Annotated in this window: 14 protein-coding genes; 4 read left to right on the top strand and 10 right to left on the bottom strand. The window is 67.0% G+C overall.

Going from position 1 to position 15,708, the window contains the following annotated elements; all coding sequences use genetic code 11:
- Positions 1-225: 225 nt before the first annotated feature.
- Positions 226-1,458, bottom strand: coding sequence for a type II secretion system inner membrane protein GspF (gspF, locus tag ACYZGB_RS13195; protein WP_462388831.1), 1,233 nt, complete (start codon positions 1,456-1,458; stop codon positions 226-228).
- A 279-nt stretch (positions 1,459-1,737) separates the two neighbouring features.
- On the opposite strand from gspF, the gene ACYZGB_RS13190 reads away from it, so the two are divergent.
- A complete protein-coding gene (locus ACYZGB_RS13190) occupies positions 1,738-2,520 on the top strand; it encodes a hypothetical protein (protein ID WP_462388829.1) in 783 nt (260 codons plus the stop codon).
- Positions 2,521-2,533: 13 nt separating this feature from the next.
- On the opposite strand, the gene ACYZGB_RS13185 is transcribed toward ACYZGB_RS13190, so the two are convergent.
- On the bottom strand, positions 2,534-3,553 hold the full coding sequence (locus ACYZGB_RS13185) for an LLM class flavin-dependent oxidoreductase (protein WP_462388827.1): 1,020 nt from the start codon (positions 3,551-3,553) through the stop codon (positions 2,534-2,536).
- 200 nt (positions 3,554-3,753) lie between these two features.
- Here ACYZGB_RS13185 and ACYZGB_RS13180 point away from each other — a divergent pair, with 200 nt between their 5' ends.
- Positions 3,754-4,239: a CZB domain-containing protein gene (locus ACYZGB_RS13180; protein WP_063459170.1), complete on the top strand. Its 486-nt coding sequence runs from the start codon at positions 3,754-3,756 to the stop codon at positions 4,237-4,239.
- A 35-nt stretch (positions 4,240-4,274) separates the two neighbouring features.
- Here the strand turns inward: ACYZGB_RS13180 and ruvC are convergent, their stop codons facing one another.
- The 4 genes from ruvC to ACYZGB_RS13160 form a co-directional block, all read right to left on the bottom strand.
- A complete protein-coding gene (ruvC, locus tag ACYZGB_RS13175) occupies positions 4,275-4,823 on the bottom strand; it encodes a crossover junction endodeoxyribonuclease RuvC (protein WP_124511635.1) in 549 nt (182 codons plus the stop codon).
- Between the two features lie 59 nt (positions 4,824-4,882).
- Complete coding sequence (locus tag ACYZGB_RS13170) at positions 4,883-5,875, bottom strand: phosphatidate cytidylyltransferase (RefSeq protein WP_462388825.1); 993 nt, start codon at positions 5,873-5,875, stop codon at positions 4,883-4,885.
- A 172-nt stretch (positions 5,876-6,047) separates the two neighbouring features.
- Positions 6,048-6,821, bottom strand: coding sequence for a lysophospholipid acyltransferase family protein (locus ACYZGB_RS13165; RefSeq protein ID WP_462388823.1), 774 nt, complete (start codon positions 6,819-6,821; stop codon positions 6,048-6,050).
- Positions 6,822-6,897: 76 nt separating this feature from the next.
- Positions 6,898-7,809, bottom strand: a complete 912-nt coding sequence (locus ACYZGB_RS13160) for a helix-turn-helix domain-containing protein (RefSeq protein WP_462388822.1) — start codon at positions 7,807-7,809, stop codon at positions 6,898-6,900.
- 76 nt (positions 7,810-7,885) lie between these two features.
- On the opposite strand from ACYZGB_RS13160, the gene ACYZGB_RS13155 reads away from it, so the two are divergent.
- On the top strand, positions 7,886-9,325 hold the full coding sequence (locus ACYZGB_RS13155) for a cytochrome P450 (protein WP_462388820.1): 1,440 nt from the start codon (positions 7,886-7,888) through the stop codon (positions 9,323-9,325).
- Between the two features lie 28 nt (positions 9,326-9,353).
- On the opposite strand, the gene mtgA is transcribed toward ACYZGB_RS13155, so the two are convergent.
- The 4 genes from mtgA to ACYZGB_RS13135 are packed head-to-tail and all read right to left on the bottom strand — an operon-like array spanning position 9,354 to position 13,963.
- Entirely contained in the window at positions 9,354-10,088 is a 735-nt protein-coding gene (mtgA, locus tag ACYZGB_RS13150; protein WP_462388818.1) for a monofunctional biosynthetic peptidoglycan transglycosylase, read from the bottom strand.
- A gap of 18 nt (positions 10,089-10,106) precedes the next feature.
- A complete protein-coding gene (gene aroE, locus ACYZGB_RS13145) occupies positions 10,107-10,949 on the bottom strand; it encodes a shikimate dehydrogenase (RefSeq protein WP_462388816.1) in 843 nt (280 codons plus the stop codon).
- A 49-nt stretch (positions 10,950-10,998) separates the two neighbouring features.
- Entirely contained in the window at positions 10,999-11,859 is an 861-nt protein-coding gene (locus tag ACYZGB_RS13140; RefSeq protein WP_462388814.1) for an energy transducer TonB, read from the bottom strand.
- Between the two features lie 25 nt (positions 11,860-11,884).
- Positions 11,885-13,963, bottom strand: a complete 2,079-nt coding sequence (locus tag ACYZGB_RS13135; protein ID WP_462388812.1) for a ribonuclease catalytic domain-containing protein — start codon at positions 13,961-13,963, stop codon at positions 11,885-11,887.
- Between the two features lie 334 nt (positions 13,964-14,297).
- Between ACYZGB_RS13135 and ACYZGB_RS13130 the strand changes: the two genes are divergently transcribed.
- The gene (locus ACYZGB_RS13130) at positions 14,298-15,707 is read left to right on the top strand and encodes a Wzy polymerase domain-containing protein (protein WP_462388810.1); all 1,410 of its coding nucleotides are present in this window, start codon (positions 14,298-14,300) and stop codon (positions 15,705-15,707) included.
- The last annotated feature ends 1 nt before the right edge of the window (position 15,708 follow it).

The raw sequence follows: 15,708 nt of genomic DNA, 5'->3' as shown, positions 1-15,708 counted from the left end.
AAGGCCCGGCAACCAGGCGCAGGCCGCGCGGCGGTATGGAATACCGCAAGTGGCCTGCAACAACGTGGCCGGGCCTTCCCCCGGCTTTCCCATAGGGTCGGGCCCACAGGCAGGCGCTCGCGGCGTTGCAGCACTTGCCAAGGCGCTTGCCTTGGGCGGCGCGCTGCGCCTTGCGATCACCAGCCTGTGGGCCCAACGCGGGTGCGTAAAAGTGCATAACACGCTCTACTTCACAAACTGGTTGAGCTGGATGATGGGCAGCAGCACTGCCAGCACGATCAGCATCACGATGCCGCCCATGCCCACGATGAGCAGTGGCTCCAGGATGGTGGCGAGCGCCATGGCGCGGCGCTGCACTTCGGTGGAGAGCTGGCGCGCGGCGCGCTGCAGCATCAGGGGCAACTGGCCGGTTTGCTCGCCCAGGCGCGCGAACATCGACAGCAGGCCGGGGAAGCGCTTTTTTTGCGCCAGCGCCGAGGCCAGTGGGGCGCCCTCGCGCACCAGCACCAGGGCATCGAGCGCATCGGCACGCAGGGCGCGGTTGCTCAGGGTTTCGGCTGCGGCCTGCAGTGCCTTGAGGATGGGCACGCCCGCGCCCGAGAGTATGGCCAGCGTGCCCGCAAAACGCGCTGCGTTGTAGCCGCGCGCCAGCTTGCCCACCAGCGGCAGCTTCAGCCAGGCGGCATCGAACTTTTCGCGCACAGGGTCGATGGCCAATGCCCACCGGCCCCCGATGGCGGCCAGCACTGCGGCCACCAGCATCACCCAGCCATAGTTGCGCACAAAGGCGCTCAGGCCCAGCATGGCCACTGTCAGGAAGGGCAGGGCCCGCTTGGTGCCCGCAAACACGCTGGCCACCTGCGGCACCACATAGCCCACCAGGAACAGCACGATGGCAATCGCCACCAGCGTGACGATGGCCGGGTAGAGCGCTGCACCCACCAGCTTGGCCTTGAGTGCCTGGCGTTCTTCCAGGTCGTCGGCCAGGCGCTCCAGCACCAGGCCCAGGTTGCCGCTGTGTTCGCCCGCACCGATCACGGCGCAGTAGATGTCGGAAAACTCGCGCGGGTGCTGCGACAGGGCGCGGGCGAACGTGGCGCCCGCATTGACCTCGGCGCGCAGCGCGGCCACCAGGTGGCGCTGGCGTTCGTCGTCGGCTTCTTCCGACAGGGCCGTGAGCGCACGCTCCAGCGGCAAGCCCGACGAGACCAGCCCGGCGATCTGCCGCGTCCAGATGGCCAGGGCGGTGGCGCTGAACACGGGCCGCGTGAACAGGCGCTGGCCCAGGCTGGCAGCGCGACCGTCCTGCGACTGACCGGTTTGCACCGGCTCCACCGCCAGCGGCACCAGGGCCTGCGCCCGCAGCAGGCTGCGCGCAGCCTTGGCGGTATCGGCCTCCATGAGGCCCTTGCGGGTCTGGCCCTGGGCGTCCAGGGCTTCAAAGGAAAAAGCGGGCATGCGGGCGTGGGCTGTAAGGCAACAACCCGCCATAGTAGCGGCTGGCGGTGCCTTGGCGAGCGGTCTCCTTGGTTTGGCGCATAGGGAGTGTTTCTGGCATGTTTCTGGGCGAAGGGCTTGCTTGGCTCCCTCAATGTAGCGTGGGTGAGACGACAAACATCTGGTGTGCAATCCATTGTTGTGCCGTGTGTGGCACGTGCGCTTAAGATGTGACGGTAAATTAGGAGGGGGTTTGCGCCATAGCGCCAACCCCCGGCATTCATTCACGAAGGAGAAGAAATGAACAAAATGACCACCCTGGGAGGGTTGTTTGCCGCTGTGGCCCTGTCTGCTTGCGGTGGTGGCGGTAGTGATGCAGCCCCTCCACCCGCAAAACCACCAGCAACCGTCGTCTCAGGTGCAGAAGGTCTTTGGACTGGGCAGACCCCTGATGCCATCGCCTTGAGTGTGCAAGGTGTCGTGCTGGAGAACGGCGAGACCTGGAATATTGTGAGTGCCGTAGACAGTACGGTTGTTGGCTTTTCACAAGGCAACATTCAGGCGTCGGCCCCAGATGCCATTACGGGCACAGGCCGCTATCTCAACGTAGTGGATCAAGCCCATCTGACCGATCGCAAAATCGAGTCTGTGAGCTACTTTGGCCGGTATGCAGTGCGGGACTCGATCCAGGTCACCGCTTCCAATGGCTGGAAATACTCTGGCAACTACGGTGTTCGGTATGAGCAACCTGCTGCCGTGAGTGAGTTGCTGGGTACATACGTGGGCACTGGCATCGGTAACCAGGTGAGCGCGCCCTTGATCTCGTTGTCTGTTACCACGGGTGGACTGGTTTCGACGACCTCCTACCCGGGCTGCTCTGTTCGTGGGACCCTTGTTCCACGTGCCAGTGGCCGGAATGTGTTTGACTTGCCGATGACCTTTGATGGGAGCACTTGCCCGGTGGCCAATGGTGCTGTTGTCAACCACGTCGTTCTGTACAACAATACAAGCCGATCTATCCTCATCATGGGGCAGAGTGCGAGCAAGGAACAGACCTACATCTACACAGGGCTGAAGAGCTAGTTCTTTGAGGCCTTTAGCTGCGCTCCCACGCCTTGGCGTGGGCCTGCGCAGCAATGTCCAATGACCGCAGGCGCAACGCCGGGTCGTACACATCACTCACCAGCATCAGCTCGTCAGCCCCGGAGGCTTCGCTGAGCTGCGCCAGACCCGCACGCACCGTATCCGGCCCACCAATCACGGCAGCTGCCAGAAAGTCGCTGATGGCTGCACGCTCCTGCGGCTGCAGGCGCGCCCCGTAGTTCTCGATGGGCGGCAGCAGGCGGCGCCGGTCGCCCGTCAGAATGCCCAGCACCCGCTGGTAGGTGCTGCTGGCCAGAAACTCCGCTTCCTCATCGGTGGGCGCTGCGATCAGCGGCACGCCGATCGCCACGTAGGGCTGGGGCCAGGCGGCGGATGGCCGGTACAGGTTGCGGTACAGGTCGATCGCCTGGTGCAGCAGGCGCGGCGCGAAGTGCGAGGCAAAGGCATAGGGCAGACCGCGCTCGGCCGCCAGCTGCGCCGAGAACAGGCTGGAGCCCAGCAGCCAGATGGGCACATTGGTGCCTGCGCCGGGCATGGCAATCAGGCGCTGGCCGGGCTCGGCGGGGGCCAGCAGGCGCTGCAGTTCGGCCACGTCCTGCGGAAAGTCGTCGGCTGTCTCCACCCGGCTGCGGCGCAGCGCGCGCATGGTGGTGGGGTCGGTGCCGGGCGCGCGGCCCAGGCCCAGGTCGATGCGGCCCGGGTACAGCTCGGCCAGGGTGCCAAAGGCCTCGGCCACCACCAGCGGCGCGTGGTTGGGCAACATCACGCCGCCCGAACCCACGCGGATGCTTGAGGTGCCACCGGCAATGTGCCCCACCAGCACGGCCGTGGCCGAACTGGCAATGCCTGCCATGTTGTGGTGTTCGGCCAGCCAGTAGCGGGCAAAACCCAGTTTCTCGGCGTGCTGTGCAGTGCGCAATGCAATCTGAAGGGCATTGGCCACGGTGCCGCCTTCGCGGACGGCCACCAGGTCCAGCATCGACAGGGCGGGGCGGCGGGGTGTAGAAGTCATGGCCGCATTGTCCGGCTGCTGGTGCCTTTGTGCTGGCGCCGGGGCAGAGCTGGCAGGGCCTGAAGGGTTGCCTGGCTCGATTTTCACGACTGGGCCATTTTTTGGTAGCCAAAATGGCGACGGCGCCACAGAATGTTTCAAGACTTTTCCGCGCGGGCATGTTCCGGTGTGCGCGGACTGTGGCCGCAAAAGGGATGACGATGGGTTTTTTCAGCCGTTTGTTCAAAATCAAGGAGCAGGATCCGACCAGCCCCGACACCACCTGGGCCATGGAGGACAACGGCAGTGAGCTGGTGCTGGACGCGGAATACGCGGCCACCCTCATGACCGAAATCGACATCGATGCCGCCATTGCCAGCCACGAGCGCTGGCGCCTGCAGCTGCAGGACATGGTCAACGGCCGCTCCGACGAGGTCATGCGGCCCGAACGCATCTGCCACGACGACCGCTGCGACCTGGGCCGCTGGCTGTACGGCACCGGGCGCGTGCGGCTCGGCCACTACCCAGCGTTCGAGATGCTGGTGGCCCGCCACAAATATTTCCACCAGCAGGCCGCCGATGTGGTCACGCTGTTCCAGTCCGGCGAGCAGCAAAAGGCGGTACAACTGCTCAACAGCAGCTGCCGCCATGCCTCCAACCAGGTGCTGCTGCTGCTCAAGGAGCTCAAGCGCGGACTGGGGCGCTGACCTTTGTGGCGGGGCATGGAAAGCCGCTCTGGCGGTCAGTAGCTCCGCCCCCCCTTGTACATCGCATGCTGCCGCCGGTTCAGCGTGGCCGCCTCGCCCAGCCGCCCCATGGCCGCACCGGCGTGCGCATGGGTGATGGCCATGCCCAGGCCGTCGGCTGCATCCGTGCCCGGCAGCCCGGGCAGCTGCAGCAGCCGCCGCACCATTTCCTGCACCTGGCTCTTGGCGGCGCGGCCGTGGCCGACGACGGCTTTTTTCATCTGCAGGGCTGTGTATTCGGCCACGGGCAGGTTGCTGGCCACCAGGGCAGTGATGGCGGCGCCGCGTGCCTGGCCGAGCAGCAGGGTGGACTGGGGGTTGACGTTGACGAACACGATTTCGACCGAGGCCACATCGGGCTCGTAGCGCGCTGCGACCTCGGTGATGCCGTCGAACAGGATCTTCAGGCGCCCGGGCAGGTCGCCCAGGGCCAGCGTGGTGGTGCGGATGGTGCCGCTGGCCACATAGCTGAGCTTGTGGCCGTCCATGTCCACCACGCCAAAGCCGGTGGTCTGCAGGCCGGGGTCAATGCCAAGGATACGCATTTGCTATAAATTTAATAGCTATTGGGACAGTGTGGTCGCGCGCAGGTGGCCATTTTTTCTCAAAGTCCAAAGTACCAGCGTACCGAGTGGAAGAACACGGGGGCCGCAAAACACAATGCATCCACCCGGTCGAGCAGGCCGCCTGCGCCGGTGACGGACATGCCCTGCATGCCCCAGCTGGTGATGCCCCGGTCGCGCTTCAGGGCCTTCATCACCAGGTGCCCCAGGCTGCCCGCGACGCAGGCCAGCAGGGCCATGCCCAGCGCCTGGCCGGGCTTGAACGGGGTGATGAAGGTGAGCAGCCCGCCCGCCACGCCACCGGCCGCCACGCCAGCCAGCCAGCTGGCCCACTGGAAGCTTTGGCTCACCTGCGGCGCCACGGGGGTGTGCGGAAAGCGCCGCCCCAGCAGGTGTTGCACCACCATGCAGGTCTGCACCACAAAGACGAGGAAGAACACCAGGAACGCGCCCTTGTCGCGGTAGCCCGGGAAGTCGAGCAGCAGCAGCGCGGGCACATGGCTCATGCCATACACGCAGACCATGATGCCCCACTGCAGCTTGGCATTGCGCTCCAGAAACCGCTGTGGGTCGTTGGCCAGCGCACTCACCACCGGCAGCGCCAGGAACACATAGACCGGGATGAAGACCGTGAACAGGTCGAACATCTTGCTGCCCACGATCCAGAACTGCAGCGGCAGTACCACGAAGAACGCCAGCACCAGACTGCGGTGGTCGCCGCGGCGCGTGGGCGAGAGGGTGATGAACTCGCGCAGCGCAAAAAATCCCACGATGGCAAACAGCACAGTGGCCACGGTGTCGCCCAGCACCCAGCCCACCCAGAACACGGTGGCCATCATCCATGAGGTCTTGAGCAGGCCCCAGAAGCGCCTGGCCTCCAGCATGCGTGCTTCGGACTCTGGGTCGTCACTCGCATGCTCGCGCAGATTGCGCACAAAGGCCCACACGGTGACGATGGACAGGATGCCGAACACGGCGATGAAGAGGGCGCCGATCTGTTGGGTGGCGGTCAAGCCGCGGAGGAAGTTGTTCATGTCGTTGCCGCCCGGCCGCCCGAAGGCAATGACGCGCCCCCTTGGGGGGCAGCGATACGCGAAGCGATGAGCGTGGGGGCTTGTAGTGCGGTTGCCGCCCGGCCGCCCGAAGGCAATGACGCGCCCCCTTGGGGGGCAGCGATACGCGAAGCGATGAGCGTGGGGGTCATATTCAGACTTCCCGCAAGGCGATCACGGCGCGGCGTGCGCGATCGAGGAAGGGGCGGCGTTCTTCACCCGCTTCGAGCTGGATTGGCGCGCCAAAGGTCACCGAGCACAGGATGGGCACCGGCACCACTTCGCCTTTGGGCATCACGCGCTGCACGTTGTTGATCCAGGCGGGCACCAGCACCACCTGCGGGAACATCTGCGCCAGCTTGAACAGGCCGGATTTGAAGGACTGCGGTTCGTCGCCATGTCCGCGCGTGCCCTCGGGGAAGATCACGATGGAGTCGCCGCTGGCCAGCGCCCGCACGAGCGGTGCCAGTGGGTCGGATTCTGGGAGGGCGGCGCGCAGTTCTTCGGGCGTGGGTGTGCGCGGCGGCTTGTCGGGTGACGGGTCGGGGCCGCCCGCCATTGCGGTGTCGGCGTCCGCTGATGCGGTGGCCATGGCGCCGATCACGCCCACGGGCTCTATCGCCGCAGGGGCGGGCGGGCGCGCGGGCGTGGCTTGGCGGTCCACATACACGGCGTTGAACACGGCGGTGGTGATCCACTGCCGGAACGGTGTCTTGGTCCAGTAGTCCTTGGCCGCGATGGGCCGCGTGATGCTGCGCAGCTCTTCGGGCAGCGCGGCCCAGATCAGCACCATGTCGGCATGGCTCTGGTGGTTGGCGAAATAGATGCGCTGCTCGGCCTTGGGCGGGCAGCCATACCAGCGGGCCTGGGAGCCGGTCAGAAACCGCACGATCCCCAGCAGGATAAAACTCATCAACTTGGCAAGCATGGGGCGGATCATACGGGGCGGTATGGCCTGCGCCGCCCACTGTCGTGGCGGGCAACTGCAGCGTCGCGACGCCCACCTACACCCAGATGCGGTACGCCCAGAACGCCTCGTCGCCGTAAATGCCGTCGTAGAGCGCCTGCGGCGCATAGCCCGTGATGCGCCGCGTGACGCGGCACAGGTGCGACTGGTCCGAGAACCCGGCGCCCGCCGCCACATCGGCCCATTTGACCGAACCCTGCGCCGCATCGGCCGCGATGGTGTCGAAGAATGCCTGCTCCGCCTTGCCAAAGCCGCGCAGCTCGCGCAGCGGCAGGCCGGCCCAGCGCTTGATGCGCCGCTCCAGCTGGCGCAGGCTGCGGCCGGGGGCGGACAGGGCGGCGCGCTGCGCCAGGTGTGCAGCCCAGTCGCCATAGCGCTGTGTGGGCAATGCCTGGGCGGGGCGGCAGGCTTGCCAGCGGGGCTCCAGAAAATCTTCCAGGCACTGCATGCGGGTCGCGTTGTCGGGCAGGTTCTGCACGGTCTCGCACAGCGCCAGCCAGTCGGACGGCAACAGCGACTGCGCGTCCACCATGCGGTCGGTCAGGGCACCGGGATCCACGCCGGTGAGCTGGTGTAGCGCGTCGGGCATGAACATCACCATCATGGCGTGTGTGGGGCCCTCACAGTAGCTGGAGGTGGGGCGGGTCTGCGGGCCCGCCAGCACCCAGCGGCCGGGGTAGGCCTCGCGCGGGCTGTGCTGCGTGGGCATGGTGTCGGGGCGCTCGGCCACCAGGGCCTCGCTGCGGCCTTCAAACCACCAGCTCAAGCTGCACAAAGGGGATGCCGGAAAGCGGTTGATGCGCTGTGCGTCGCTGAGCGTGTAGCCCACCGTGCTGCGAGCCACGGCGGCGCGTAGGCAGGCCGTGAGGCTGGCGCGCGGCAGCCACAGCTCGCCCGAAGGGATCAGCCCGGCGGGGTGCCGGAGGGAGGGTGGGGCCAAGCTTGCCATGGGGCGCGAGTGTAGGCGACGGGTGCTGTCGCAATCGTTCAATACCGCAGTGCTACTGCGCTGCAGCATGTGGGGCATGAACCAGTCCACAGCCACCACTGCCTCTGCCTCCTCCGCCACACTTCACCCCGCGCCAGCAACACCCGGCGGCCCGCGCAGCCGCTGGTGGGGCCTGCCGCTGCTGCGCGCCATGCGCGCCGACTACCTGGGCTTTGTCACCCGGCTGCAGCGCGAGCACGGCGACCTCACCCGCATGCGCCTGGGCTACGAGGACGCCTGGGACCTGATGCACCCCGATCTGGTGCGCGAGGCGCTCATCACCCATGCCGACCAGCTCATCCGCTGGGAGCGGGGCATCGCGGTGTTCGAGGAGGTGTTTGGCCAGAGCGTGCTGGTGACCGAAGGCGACACCTGGCAGCGCCAGCGCCGCATGCTCATGCCTGCCTTCAGCCCCAAGCGGGTGGCGGGCTACGCGCAGCTGATGACCGATGCCGCCCGCAGTGCGCTTGACGCGGCCGTGCCCCCGGGCCAGCCTGGTGCGCGGGTGGCCGTGGATGCGCTCTGGACCGATGTGGCCATGGATGTGATCCTGCGCACGCTGTTCAGCGAATCCGCCCAGGCCGATGCGCGCGATGCCGCCTGGGCCACGCAGACGCTGTCGGAAGCCGCCTTCCGCGAAATGTTCATGCCCTTCACGCTGCCCGACTGGCTGCCCCTGCCCGGCAAGGCGGCCAAGCGGCGCGCTATCCGGTCGTTGAAGGGGTTGGTCTGGCGCCACATCCATGCCCGCCAGGCCGAGGTGGCCGCACCCGGTGCCCCTGCGCGCTCAGACCTGCTGCACATGCTGCTGACCCTGCGCGACGACCAAACGGGCGAGGCTCTGTCTCCGCAGGAAGTGTTTGACCAGTGCATCGTCAGCTTCCAGGCCGGGCACGAAACCAGCGCCACCACGCTGCTGTGGTGGACCCTGCTCATGGCCCAGCACCCCGAGGCCGCGCAGCGCGCCCAGGCCGAGGTCGATGCCGTGCTGCAGGGCGGCACCCCCGGCCCCGAGCACCTGGCCCAACTGCCCTGGCTGGGTGCCACGCTGAAGGAAGCGCTGCGCCTGTACCCCCCGATCGCCGCGCTGATGAGCCGCCGCACCACCGCGCCCATCACGCTGGGCGGCGTGTCGGTGCCCCGGGGGGCCATGCTGCGCATCACCCCCTGGGTGCTGCACCGCGACGCGCGCTGGTTTGCCGAGCCGGATTGCTTCCGGCCCGAGCGGTTTCTGGACGGCGCGCCGCCCATGCCCCGGGGCGCGTGGATCCCGTTCGGCCTGGGCCCGCGCGTGTGCATTGGCCAGCACTTTGCGATGCTGGAGATGACGCTGCTGGCGGCCATGCTGCTGCAGCGCTACACGGTGCGGTTGCCGGAGGGGGCTGCCGTGGGGGCGCCCCGGTTGCAGGTGACGCTGCGGCCTGACGGGGCGTCTGCGCTGTGGCTGCAGCGGCGTGAGGCGTCCCGAGGGCGATGAGGCGCGTTGCTCGGATGTTGGGTGATGTTCAGGGCAGCTCCGCGCCGCCCATGCGCGCCAGGATCGTGCGCGTGCGCCCCGCCAGGTAGGCCGATCCGGGCGTTTTCTCAAACCGCTTGGGCGCAGGCAGCATCACCGCCAGTCGCGCGGCTTCGGCGGTGCCCAGGCGGCTGGCGCTTTTGCGGAAGTAGTGCTGCGCGGCGGCTTCGGCGCCAAACACGCCTTCGCCCCATTCCACGTTGTTCAGGTAAATCTCCAGGATGCGCTGTTTGCTCAGCAACTGCTCCAGCGCCAACGTCAGCACAAATTCCTGCCCCTTGCGCAGCAGCGTGCGTTCGCCCGACAGCAGCAGGTTCTTGGCCAGCTGCTGGGTGATGGTGGAGCCACCCCGGATCTTGGGCGCGCGCACCGGGCGGTCGGGCGCGCGGGCCTGGGCCTTGCTGGCCTGGGCTTCGGCCTTGGCGTTGCGCTCCCAGGCTTTTTCGATGGCGTTCCAGTCCACACCGTCGTGGTTCACAAAACCATCGTCTTCCGAGGCGATGACGGCGCGTTTGAGGTGGTCGGAGATGTCCGCGTAGGGCACCCATTGCTGGCGCCAGGGTACATGGCCTTTGGTGGATAGCAGTGTCCAGGCTTCGGAGCGCTGGAAGGTGGTGGATTCAGGGTTGATGACCACCATGGCAGCAATGCGCAGCACAAAAAACAGCTGCAGCGCAACCAGCGCGATCACCAGCAGGCCCAGCCAGCGCAACACGGCTTTCATGGCGTCGTCCTCAGGGGCTCAGGCGGTGGCTTGCTGCATCTCGCGCAGCACCTGGGCCGAGGGCGGGCGCACGCCGCGCCACAGCAAAAAGGCCTCGGCGGCCTGCTCCACCAGCATGCCCAGGCCGTCGCGGGGCACTGCGCCGTGGCTGCGGGCCCAGTCCAGAAACTCCTGGGCGGCGGGGCCGTACATCATGTCGTAGGCCAGGCACCCAGGGCGCAGCACGGTGGCGGGCACGGGCACCCCGGCACCGGCCAGGCTGCTGGCGGTGGCGTTGATGACTACGTCGAAATTGGCTGTTACCGCGCGTGGTTCTAGCGCTTCTAGCTCTGCTTTTTGTAGCGAGGCGAGTGGGTGATGAGATTGCACCAGCGCCTGGGCTTTGGCCAGCGTGCGGTTGGCCACGGTGATGTGGCGCGCACCGGCCAGCAGCAGCGGGCCCAGCACACCCGCCGCAGCACCGCCTGCCCCCACCAGCAGCACATCGCGCCCGGCCAGCGGCACGCCCGCGTTGTGGGTGATGTCGGCCACCAGGCCCAGGCCGTCGGTGTTGTCGGCATACAGGCTGCCGTCGGCCTGGAAGGTGAGGGTGTTGGCGGCGCCCGCCAATTGCACGCGTGCGCTGCATTCGGTGGCCAGGCCGGGCACCTCGGTCTTGAAGGGCACGGTGACGTTGCAGCCGCGCCCGCCTTCGGCAGCGAACGCGCGCACGCCCTGGGCAAAGCCGTCCAGGGGCACGAGGCGGCGTTCGTAGGCGATGGGCTCGCCCGTCAGTTCGGCAAAGCGGGCGTGGATGGCGGGCGAGCGGCTGTGCGCCACGGGGTTGCCCATCACGCAATACAGGTCGGGGGTTTGGCTCATGACAAAAGCTTGTGCGGGTGGCCCCGAGGGGGGGGGGCCGCGCCGGGAACTACCGGACGGTGGTTTCGAGGGTCTGGTCGCGGGTGAACTTGAAGCGCGCCACCATGGCGATCTGGTCGGCCTTTTTGCGCATGTCGGCGCCGAAGGCACCAAAGGGCCCGGCGGCACGCGCAATGGCCTCGGCGCGGCGGTCCAGGGTGCTGTTGCCCGAGCCTTGCACCACCTCGGTGCCCAGCACGCGGCCGTCGTGGTTGACGGTGACGATCATGGTCAGCTCACCATACAGCTTGCGCCCGGCCTGCTCGGGGAAGTTCTCGGTGCCCTTGTCTTCGACCTTGCGGCGCAGCGCGTCGTAGTAGATGGCGTAGGCCTCTTCACGCGTGGCGGGGCTGATGTAGCGCTTCTTGGGGCGCGAGTTTTCTTCGTTGATGCGCTTTTCGATCTCGGCCAGCAGCTTGACGAGCTGGCGGCGCTTTTCCTGCTCATTCGCCTGGTCGGCGCTCTGGCTGGGCTTGCGCGGGTCGGGCTCGGGCATGGTGGCGAGCTGCTTGCGCAGCTGGGCCAGCAATTGCGCCTGCTGCTCCTGCATCGCATCCATCTTGCGCTGCGCTTCTTCGTAGTCGTCGCCCACGGCTGTGAGCGCGGTGTAGGGCAGGGGGCTGGTGGCGCGGCCCTTCTCGGCATCGCCGCCGCCCGCCAGGCTGGCCTGGGCAATCGCCTGGGCCTTGTCGGGGCGCTCGTTGGACTTGGCGTTGACCAGAATGACTTCGAGCGGCGTGTCCTGGAACACGCGGTTGAAGCCCTCGGGGTCGATGAAGCGCACCGAGATGAGTGCGGCGTGCACGGCCACCGAGAAACCCAGCGCAAGCTGTAGCGTGCTGACGGTGCGGAGGAAGGCGGGGAGTTTCATCGCCGGCAATTATCAGGGGGCGTGGTCAGGCGGCGGGGGCGGCCGCAGCGGTTTCGGCGGGAGCTTCGTTCACATCCACCGCAATCGCAATCGGGCCGGCCACGGTGTCGTCGTCCTCGTCCGCATCTTCCACCGGGCCGTCGTCGCTGGCGTCGGCCGGGTCGTCCTGGCGCTCGATCACGGTGCCGTGAATGTCGAGGGTGATCTCGTCCACTTCGCCCAGCTTCACCTTCAGGCGCGCGCCGCGCGGCAGGTTCTGTGCGCCCAGCACGGGGAAGACCAGCGGAATGTCGTCCGCCCGCACCAAAAAGCTGCCGCCCGGGCCTTCCTTGAAGACGGTGGCGTTGAGCTCGGTGATGCCGTTCTGTTCCACGTACTTGAGCGTCCAGAAGCGTTCCATGCCCGCCTGGTAGCCGTTGTAGGCGCTGTAGGCGGCGTCAAAGCTGCTGATGATGGAGAACAGGTCGGCGTCCTTGGGCTTGAAGGGCGCGGCCAGCGCGGCGGTCTTGCCGTGGCGCGCGCAGGCAATGATCTGCCACTGGTTGACCAGGTCGGTGTAGCGGCGCAGGGGCGAGGTGGCCCACGAATAGGCCTTGACGCCGATGCCCGCGTGCGGCAGCGCCTTGGTGCCCATGCGCACCTTCACGCCGGGCGCCATGCTGGCCTGGCTGCGGTAGATGCCGGGCACGCCCAGCTCGGCCATCCAGCTGCCCCAGGTGCTGTTGGCCACGATCATGGCCTCGGCCACGATCAGGTCGAGCGGCGCACCACGCTGGCGCACGCTGATCTGCACTTGTTCATCACCCGTGGGCTCGGCACCGTTGTTGCCGACCAGGCGGAAGTTGTAGTCCGGCCGGTTGAAGTTCTCGGGCTTGCCGCGCGCCACCTCGCGGCGGGCCTTGAGGTCCTTGGCCAGGCGGTGCAAAAATGATAGCTGGGGGCGCAGGTCAGACAGGCGCTGGGGGTCGTTTTGATGCTCAAATGCCGGGTTGGAGAGCCATTCTTCCGTCACCACCGCGTCAAGCTGGTCGTGGCGCAGGTTGGCGGCCACGTGCACGCGCTCCAGCTTGGTCTCGGAGCTTTTGAACTCCAGCGTGTCCTCGTCGATGGTGACGTACAGCGACACGGCTGGGTTGGCGCGGCCTTCGTCCAGCGTGTAGGTCTGCACCACGTCGTCGGGCAGCATGGTGATCTTGTAGCCCGGCATGTACACCGTGGACAGGCGCGCGCGGCCGAGCTGGTCAATGGTGCTGCCCGGCTGGATGGCCAGGCCCGGTGCGGCGATGTGGATGCCCAGCACCACAGTGCCGGTGCCCAGGCCCTGGACGGACAGCGCATCGTCGATTTCGGTGGTCTGCGAGTCGTCGATGGAGTACGCCTGCGCGGTGGACAGCGGCAGCTCGTCGGCAATGGCGGGCGCCGTGACGGCGGGAAAGCCTGTGCCCTTGGGGAAGTTCTCGAACAAAAAGCGCTTCCAGTGGAACTGGTAGGCCGAGTCGATGGCGCCGGCCTTTTGCAGCAGGTCCAGTGGCGCGGTGTGTGTGGCGCGGCTGGCGTCCACCACGGCCTTGTACTCGGGCGCGTTCTTGTCGGGCTTGAACAGGATCTTGTAGAGCTGGTCGCGGATGGGCTGGGGGCATTCGCCGCGTCCCAACTGGGCGGCCCACTCGTCGATTTGCGCAAGCAGGGCCTTTTTCTTCTCGATGGCGGCCAGCGCCTGCTGCAGGATCTCGGCCGATGCCTTCTTGAAGCGGCCCTTGCCCGCTCGGCGGAAGTAGTGCGGCGCGTCGTACAGGCGGAACAGCGCACCGGCCTGCTGGGCCAGCGTGGCGTTCTCGGAGAAATAGTCCCGCGCCAGGTCGGCAAAGCCGAACTCGTCTTCGGGCGCGAATTCCCAGGCCAGGTCCAGTTCGATGGTCTCGGCCACGGCCTGGGCCTGGGCGATGAGTTCGGCTGGGGCGGGTTTTTCGAACTTCAGGAGGATGTGGGCGGCCTTGACCTTGACCCGTTTGCCCGAATCCAGCTCGACCTGGGCGGATGTGTCGGCTTCCGACAGGATACGGCCGGCGAGAAATTTGCCAGCTTCTTCAAACAGTGCATGCATGGCAGGGATTGTCCCATGGGCGGCGCCGGGCGCCCGGATGCGGGGCGCGCAAGCCACCCCCTATGATGCGCACCACCTCGCCGGCATCGCCCCAGCGCTGAACCCTTTCTGAGTGAGCCCCATGCTTTTTGACGCTGTTGCCGCACCGCTGTTTCTGGTGGCTTTGACGCTGCCTTTTGTGTTTGGCTATACAGAAGCCCCGATTTTCAATTTCTGGCCCGTGGTGGCCTCGTGGTCGTGTGGTTTGGTGATTTGCGTGTTGCTGGGGGCCCGCTCTTGGCACATGCGTGCCTCCGTGGGGGGATATGCAGCCCGCGCAGATGCGCGGACTTTCATGGCGTCGCATCTGGCGCTCGGGCTGGTGCTGGCGGGTGTGCTGGGCGGTGGTATCGGGCTGGCGCAGTTTTTTGGTGGAGATCTGGGGTTCTCGCCCTGGGTGCATGCTTCTGCGCCGGGCCAGGCGATCGGCAACCTGCGCCAGCGCAACCAGCAGGCTTCTTTGTTGAGCCTGGGGGTGTGGGCCTTGTTGTGGCTGGTGGTCCAGCTCCAGACGCGGATCGAAGGTGGCAACCAGGCCGGCGCGGCACCAAGCGCCCTGCTCGGCGGGGGGCGCGCCTGGCCCTCCTGGCTGGTGGGGTTGCTGCTGGCCTGGGGCCTGGCCCTGCTGGCCATAGCCAGTGCAGCCACGGCATCGCGCACAGGCGCCCTGCAGTGGCTGCTGGTGGTATGTCTGTTGGTGGTATGGAGCCGCCGTGGGGGGCGTGTGGCTCTGGTGCTGTCGCTGATTGGGGTGCTGATGTACACAGCGGCGGCCTGGCTGCTGCCACGCCTGTTGCTGGAGTGGACCGGCTTCAGCACCGATGGTCTCTTCACACGCTTCCTCGGTGACGAGCAGGGCTGCAACAGCCGCCGCGTGCTGTGGGCGAATGTGCTGCACCTGATCGCGCAAAAGCCGTGGCTGGGCTGGGGCTGGGGTGAGCTGGACTACGCGCACTACATCACCCTGTTCCCCGGTGAGCGGTTCTGTGTGCTGCTGGACAACGCCCACAACCTGCCCTTGCAGCTGGCCGTAGAGCTGGGGGTGCCGGTGGCCGTGCTGGTGTGTGCGGTGGTGCTGGCCTGGGTGGTGCGTGCACGCCCCTGGGCTGAAACCGATCCTGTGCGCCAGCTGGCCTGGGGTGTGCTGGCCATTGTGGGCGTGCACAGCATGCTGGAGTTTCCGCTCTGGTACGGGCCTTTCCAGGTGGTCTCGGCGCTGGCCGTAGCCTTGTTGCTGTGGCCGCAGGCGGTGCCCCCCTGGGTCTCCTCCCGCACCACCAAGTTGGCAGCCATGCTGGTGCTGGCGGGTGCCGCCGGTGCAGGAATGCTGGTGCTGTGGGAGCACTACCGTGTCGGCATGCTGTACCGCCCCATGCCGCTGCGGCCTGCCGCCTACCAGGAGGACACCATGGCCAAGGTGTCCGACACCCTGTTTTTCTCGGACCAGGTGGATTTCGCGTTGTTGTCCACCATCGGGCTCACACGCGAGACTGCGCCACAGATCAATCTGCTGGCGGGTGAGCTGCTGCATTTCTCGCCCGAACCCCGCGTCATCCAGGCGCTGATCGAGAGCGCCGTGCTGCTGGGCAAAGACGATGAGGCTGCGTTCCACATGAAGCGCTATCGCATCGCCTACCCGGCGGAGTACGAGCGCTGGAAGGGGCCGGGGGCAGCCAGGGCGTCGGGGGTGTTGACAGCGCCCTGAC

This window comes from Acidovorax sp. Q11 (assembly GCF_054950075.1).
The sequence above is the reverse complement of the archived record's forward strand: the minus strand, read 5'-3'. Positions and strand labels throughout refer to the sequence as shown.

What these genes read in the sequence shown, in the direction of transcription:
- gspF (WP_462388831.1), bottom strand. Translation starts at nt 1,458, where the DNA reads ATGCCCGCTTTTTCCTTTGAAGCCCTGGACGCCCAGGGCCAGACCCGC.
- ACYZGB_RS13190 (WP_462388829.1), top strand. Translation starts at nt 1,738, where the DNA reads ATGAACAAAATGACCACCCTGGGAGGGTTGTTTGCCGCTGTGGCCCTG.
- ACYZGB_RS13185 (WP_462388827.1), bottom strand. Translation starts at nt 3,553, where the DNA reads ATGACTTCTACACCCCGCCGCCCCGCCCTGTCGATGCTGGACCTGGTG.
- ACYZGB_RS13180 (WP_063459170.1), top strand. Translation starts at nt 3,754, where the DNA reads ATGGGTTTTTTCAGCCGTTTGTTCAAAATCAAGGAGCAGGATCCGACC.
- ruvC (WP_124511635.1), bottom strand. Translation starts at nt 4,823, where the DNA reads ATGCGTATCCTTGGCATTGACCCCGGCCTGCAGACCACCGGCTTTGGC.
- ACYZGB_RS13170 (WP_462388825.1), bottom strand. Translation starts at nt 5,875, where the DNA reads ATGAACAACTTCCTCCGCGGCTTGACCGCCACCCAACAGATCGGCGCC.
- ACYZGB_RS13165 (WP_462388823.1), bottom strand. Translation starts at nt 6,821, where the DNA reads ATGCTTGCCAAGTTGATGAGTTTTATCCTGCTGGGGATCGTGCGGTTT.
- ACYZGB_RS13160 (WP_462388822.1), bottom strand. Translation starts at nt 7,809, where the DNA reads ATGGCAAGCTTGGCCCCACCCTCCCTCCGGCACCCCGCCGGGCTGATC.
- ACYZGB_RS13155 (WP_462388820.1), top strand. Translation starts at nt 7,886, where the DNA reads ATGAACCAGTCCACAGCCACCACTGCCTCTGCCTCCTCCGCCACACTT.
- mtgA (WP_462388818.1), bottom strand. Translation starts at nt 10,088, where the DNA reads ATGAAAGCCGTGTTGCGCTGGCTGGGCCTGCTGGTGATCGCGCTGGTT.
- aroE (WP_462388816.1), bottom strand. Translation starts at nt 10,949, where the DNA reads ATGAGCCAAACCCCCGACCTGTATTGCGTGATGGGCAACCCCGTGGCG.
- ACYZGB_RS13140 (WP_462388814.1), bottom strand. Translation starts at nt 11,859, where the DNA reads ATGAAACTCCCCGCCTTCCTCCGCACCGTCAGCACGCTACAGCTTGCG.
- ACYZGB_RS13135 (WP_462388812.1), bottom strand. Translation starts at nt 13,963, where the DNA reads ATGCATGCACTGTTTGAAGAAGCTGGCAAATTTCTCGCCGGCCGTATC.
- ACYZGB_RS13130 (WP_462388810.1), top strand. Translation starts at nt 14,298, where the DNA reads ATGGCGTCGCATCTGGCGCTCGGGCTGGTGCTGGCGGGTGTGCTGGGC.